At 40.6% G+C, this 6288-nt stretch carries 3 protein-coding genes; all 3 read right to left on the reverse strand.

Translation table 11 applies throughout. From position 1 onward, the window contains the following. Positions 1–895: 895 nt before the first annotated feature. Positions 896–1897 carry a cytochrome d ubiquinol oxidase subunit II gene (gene cydB / locus Q0A12_RS11275; protein ID WP_291292744.1) on the reverse strand — a complete coding sequence of 334 codons (1002 nt, stop codon included), beginning with the start codon at positions 1895–1897 and terminating at the stop codon, positions 896–898. Further along, the gene (locus Q0A12_RS11280) at positions 1894–3303 is read right to left on the reverse strand and encodes a cytochrome ubiquinol oxidase subunit I (protein ID WP_291292745.1); all 1410 of its coding nucleotides are present in this window, start codon (positions 3301–3303) and stop codon (positions 1894–1896) included. The genes cydB and Q0A12_RS11280 overlap by 4 nt, the downstream gene beginning before the upstream one ends. A 98-nt stretch (positions 3304–3401) precedes the next feature. Next, positions 3402–6098, reverse strand: a complete 2697-nt coding sequence (locus Q0A12_RS11285) for a BspA family leucine-rich repeat surface protein (RefSeq protein ID WP_291292746.1) — start codon at positions 6096–6098, stop codon at positions 3402–3404. Positions 6099–6288: the final 190 nt, after the last annotated feature.

A 6288-nucleotide genomic window follows, 5' to 3' on the forward strand; every position in this document is an offset into this window, starting at 1 on the left:
GGATTTTTCCCGCAAGACATCACAGTCAGAAAAGAGGAACCCTTCGTGTCTCTATCGATTATTTTTTTTATTTTGTATAAATAGGACCAAATTCATGAATAAAAAAAGAATAAGCCTTCAGACCTTTTGTTGGAGACAGATAAAATAGGCATTTCCATCTAAGGAATAATAGGCGCTTTTTCCATTCAACAATTAACATTTTTGTACCTAGATTAAAAGGTATGAATATAGTCACCCCCCTAGACCACGTCGCAAGAACACTGCTAAATGATCAAGGGAATGCACGTCTTTGAAATGCTCCGGAAAAAACGACTGCCACTCCCTTACCACTAATTCAACTTTCCTCATTTCTTGCGGATTCTCTTCTTGCCAACACAGATTATTTTGCCGGTCTCCTTCGAGAATCGCAAAAAAGACCGATCAGAAATATTCCCTTGATGGCTAATATTTCTGATCGGCTTTCATGAACAACCGTTTCTCAACTAAGATTTGCCAGGGCACTCTTCTTATCTGAAAGTGTAAAACGATAAGGAATATGGGTTGCTTCGTAGAAATATCACAGAAAATGATTGTTAACTACTAGTTGACATACTAATACAAAGGATTTGGCTCATAGGATAAAGAAAATTTGCCCTGACAAACGTTAATTGAGAAAATTGGCTGCAAGCCGCATTTCGCTAGCAAAAGAAATCCTTTGCCAATAGGTATTCTGCGAGGCGATTGAACCTATTTTCCGCTAATTGATTGCGTATGCTCCTTTTTAATACCAGAAGAAAAAATAATCGATAGAGACACGAAGGGTTCCTCTTTTCTGACTGTGATGTCTTGCGGGAAAAATCCCGCAAGTCGATCAACAGCTTTTTCATAGGTACGCTTCTGCTTTTCTCTTTGTAGATCAGGATAACGACCGCACTCGTTTACGAAAGATGTAATAGCTCCAAACGGTATAAGCTAAAACAAAAGGCAAAATCGTCAGTGACAGATAGCTCATGATCTTCAACGTATAAGGACTGGAAGAAGCATTGGCGATCAACAAATCATAGCTTGAATCGATCGAGCTGATCATCACTCTTGGGAACAAACCAGTGAAGAGCAATGCCACTAAAGCAATCAATGTCAAACCGCTAGCAAAAAATGCCATTCGTTCTTTCTCTTTGAAGACACCGATGGTTGCGATCACTGTGAACAAAATGATTACAAGTAATAGCCCCAGCGTTGTGCCAAAATGAAGCGCAAAGAAATCTGTTTGGAAGTACAGCATTCCAGCAAACACTGCCAATCCTACATACAAAATCCAGTAAAAGAAGCTCGCGTAATTCCGAGCTCGAGCTCGAATAGGGCCTTCCGTTTTCAAGGCAATGTAGTTCAACCCATGTAAGTAACACAACAAGGTCAATGCAACACCGCCTACTACAGAAAAGGGATTTACAAAGTCGGTAAAGGTAGCGGTCATATTGCCTTCTTCCCCAAGAGGCATCCCTTTGATTAAGTCGACAAACATCAAGCCAAAGAAAAATGGGACCATGCCACTGCCAATGGTTAGCGTCCAATTCCAAATCCCTTTCCGTTCTTCCGGAAAATGTTCCCGGAACTCAAATGAAACGCCGCGAATGATCAAACCAACCAAAATCAGTAAGAGGATCAGATAGAATCCACTAAACAAAGAGGCGTACCAATAAGGAAATGAGGCAAACATCGCGCCACCAGCAGTCAATAACCAAACCTCATTTCCATCCCAAAAAGGACCGATTGTTCGGATAATCTGGTTCTTTTCTTTTTCATTGTGTGCCAATGTCTGGACGGACATCCCGACGCCAAAGTCAAATCCTTCTAGAAAGAAAAAGCCTGCAAACAAAATTCCGATCAAAATAAACCAAAGTAATTGCAGATTCGTCATCCTTCAATCGCCTCCTTATCAAATGGATCCCTTTCACCTTGACTGTCCCCCTCCAAAATGGCCTTTTCCGGTCCACGATTCATCTGACGTTTCACCAGATAGACCATCGTTCCTCCTAGTCCTGAGAATAATAGGAAGTATACTGTGTTTGAAATCAAAAGAGAAGTTGCTGAAACATTTGGTGACACACTCTCTTCAATCGTAAATAATCCGTAAACTGTCCATGGATAACGCCCTAATTCGGTAATCAACCAACCAGCTGTATTGGCGATAAATGGAGTGAATAACGTGAATGCCACTATTCTTAGCAACCATCGTTTTTCAAAGAGCCATGGTTTTTTCTTACGGCTAAAGTATAATCCAAGGCTTGAAACCAGTAGCATCAATGTTCCAAAACCGGCCATAATACGGAAACTCCAAAATAAGGTGTTCACCGGTGGATAGTAATTGCGATCCCCATAGGTCTCAATCAGCTCCTGATTGACGGTATTCATGCCATCAATCGCCCCAGAAGGTTTATTGAAGGCTAGAATACTTAGCATGTAAGGAATCTTGATCCCGAAAACTTCTCGGCGCTCCTCTTCATCGGCCCAAGAAACTACTGTCCAAGCTGCGGGGCTACCGGTGTCTTCATAAGCACCTTCCATTGCAGCAAATTTCATCGGTTGTTCCTCAACCAAATACTTCATTTGTGCATCTCCGGCAGCTAAAACTCCTAATGAACCACAAAGAGCAATGACTAGTCCGATACGCAATGATTTCTTGAAGAAGCCTCTTTCGACTCCTTTCTTTAATAAACGAAAGGCAGACAATCCAGCTACCACGATCCCCCCCATCGTAATTGCCGCAGCAATCACATGAAGAAATTCAAACCAAACTTGCGGATTTGCTAGTAAAGCCCCAAAGTCCGTCATCTCTGCCCGACCATTCTTCAATGTGTAACCTACTGGATGCTGCATGAAACTATTGGCCGTCAAAATCCAGAAGGCCGACAGCATGGAGCCAATGGTCACTAACCAGAAAAACGCCGCATGAAGCTTAGGACTGACACGATCCCAAGTGAAGATCCATAGTCCTAAGAAGGTCGATTCCATAAAGAATGCTAGCAAGGCTTCCACAGCTAAGGGAGCCCCAAAGACATCACCAACAAACCGAGAATAGTCTGACCAGTTCATGCCAAATTGAAACTCTTGAATGACCCCGGTCACCACACCGACCGCAAAACTTAAGAGAAAAATATTCCCCCAGAATTTCGTCATCCGACGATACTTTTCATCTTTTTTGATTACATAAAGTGTTTCCATGATAGCAACAACAAGACCGACACCAATCGAAAACGGTACAAAGAAAAAATGGAAAATCGTTGTCATTGCAAACTGGATGCGTGCAAGTGTCACTATATCCATCTCATTTCCCCCTAACTCCTCGAAGTTTTTTTGCAATTTTAATCAGGTTATTGGCTTCCAAGCATCCGGCATTTGGTCGAATCATTTTTCCCGGCGAACTATTGAGGAACATCCATTAGTCGCCATTCTACATTGGCGTCTACGGAACCATCTCTCGCATATTCAGCACTTGGAATCACCAAGGATGCTTCACCTAGGTTATAGTCATAAATATCATCATGTACTTTGTCTTGGTTGGCTTCAAAAATTGGTGTTATTTCATTCGCAACCAATCGGATCGTAGCGTTTGATTGATCCGCAAACACTACTTCCTCCTCTGCATCGACCAAATCACTTGTTGGCTCGAAATCCTTAATATTGTCATTTTTGTTTTTCTTTAAATTATTCGCATCTGTATCTAGTTGAACCATTGCCCCTGGAATAGCTTGACCATTCCAGTTCAATCTCCCAGATAGTTGCCAATGTCTGTTTGATCGACTAATATCGCGGATGCCAATATTCAGCGATTGTTCTTTAGTAAAAGGAATGACTTGTTCACCAAAATCAAATAATCCCACACTCGGCAGCTTAAATTTCTCTGGTAAATAGGTAAAACCAATTGGACCACTTGTGGTGACTTTCCGGTTATCCTTAGATGTATTACAGCTCATGGTTTTCCATTCTGCTGTATAAGTGCAGTCTAATAAATCCAAAACAGAGTCACTTTCTTCTGGTTCATTTGACTGCCATCCGCGAAATTCTGCCTCAGCTCGTTCAGGCACCAATCCATCTTTGAATTGATTGAAAGCCTTCAGTGTTAATTGCTCTGGCTTAACCGCACATGACTTAAAATACTGGACTTCCCTTTGATCTCCAATGCTCCCACCATTTGCATCAAAAATGAGACTACTCAAAGGAGATTTAAGGTCTGTTTGAAAATTATAAGTAAGTAACATTGGTGATTCGGTGACAACAACGACCTCCTGTTGCCTTCCATAAAACATTGCTCCAGTATCGGCATCCGTTTTTAAATCCATATTGTCTAAGCGCAGAACCTTTGGTAGTTTTGCCCCATTGAACATACGATTGGTATTGCTAAGCTTTGGTGTCTGGAAACTGCTAAGATCCAATTCAGAGATATTTTTGTTAATAAAACAATTAAAAAACATTTTGCTCATTGTTGTTACAGCAGTGGTCTCCATATTAGATAGATCGATTTTTTCCAGATCATAACAATTGTAAAAGAGATTCGACATATCGCTTACGCTAGTAGAGTTAAGATTTGAGAGATCCGCTTCCGTCAGCTTCTTACATTCATAAAACATACTTTGAAAACTCGTCACTTTTGATACATCTAAACCATTCATTTTGACAGTTTTCAGATTGCTGCAATCCTTGCATAATGATTGAAAACTGGTGATATTGCTTGTATCTAATCCGCTCAGATCAACTTCGGTTAGCACTTTATTATTATGGAAAGCTTTGATTAAATCCGAGTTTTGAAGTTTTACTTTTTTGTTGTTTTTTTCTTCTGCTTTGAATGACGTAATTGTTTTTGGAATAACGGTTGTGTTGATATCAGCTAAGACAACTTGTTTGCCGTTAATTTCCCCAGGGACCACTACTTCTGTCGCCGTCCCTTTATATTTTTTCAGGATAATTTCACTTTCCGTTTCTTCAAAGTCCCAGTTAGGGTCTTGCCATTTTGCCTCATAGTTGATAGCCAATACATCCAAAACATTCTCTACGTTAGCGGGTAGTTCTTTTGTAGGTTCCCAACCCACAAAGTGTGTGGCAAAATCAGTTCGTTTTGGTTCATTTTCTGCTTTGAAAGTTTCGAATTCTTCCATTGAAAGTTTTTCTGGAAGATAGATACATTTTTCAAAATATTTTTTGATTGATTGGTGGTTCGTAAAATCGCCACTTTTCGTTTGAAGTTCTGGTCCTGACAATGGCAGCCGATTTTCAGCAATCGGATCCAGCGCCAACAATTGACTATCCTTTGCAAGAACCAACAATTCAGCTGGTTGCTTCGTTGTAAACATTTGGCTAGTCAAAACATGCTCATTCAAAGAAAAATCAGAAAGATCAATGAAGGTTAATTTTTCACAGCCATAAAATAATTGGCTCATCGTTTCTACAGCAGAAACATTGAGATTGACTAATTGAACTTCTGCTAAGTCAGAACAATTTTTGAACATTGCCTCCATTGTTGTCACTTTTTCAGTCTGACAATCAGAAAGATCCACACTTTTTAAGTTCGAGCAATTCTCAAACAGCTGCGCCATAGAAACGACCTCGGAAGTATCGAGTCCGCGGAAGTCCACCTCTGTCAGATCCCTACAACCGCGAAATCCCTGTGCCAAAGTCTTGCTCTCCAGCTGTACGTTTTGATCCTTCTGTGCGTCAATCGCAAACTTCTTAATGTCTCTTGGAATAACCTCTTCATCAATGGCTTTTAAAGCAACTTGTTTCCCATTGATTCTTGCTGGCACGACGATTTCTTTTTCTGCCCCGATATATTTTGTTAGGATTAGTTTGTCAGTTTTCTCCGTGTATTCCCAATTCGTTAAGAAGGTGCCTAGTGTTTCTGTAGCGACAGATGCATGTTTTTCGGCTTCCTTGTTTGAAAAAGATTCCAGTGTTTTTGCTGAACTAACAATTTGATTGTCTTCTGATACTGTTTCTTCAGGTTGGATAGTCGCACTCGTTTGTTCATATCCTTGCATTTCTGCTTCAGCGGTCGTCGCATCCACCGACAAGGCTAGCAGTTGTGAACTCAGTAGCGCGACTATCGTTAATTTTTTATATTTCATACGATCAACCCCTACCTTGATTATCATTATGTCAACGAATTAGAACCCTGATAGGTCTTATCTACAGTCAAATTGTTAGTTCAGCAAAAACACTGGAATCTTTTTCAAACAAGGAAGCCGAAAAACATGCATCTGTCGCTACAGAAACACTAGGCACCTTCTTAACGAATTGGGAATACACGGAGAAAAC

It is taken from the genome of Enterococcus sp. (assembly GCF_022711995.1).
Taxonomy (GTDB): Bacteria; Bacillota; Bacilli; order Lactobacillales; family Enterococcaceae; genus Enterococcus_D.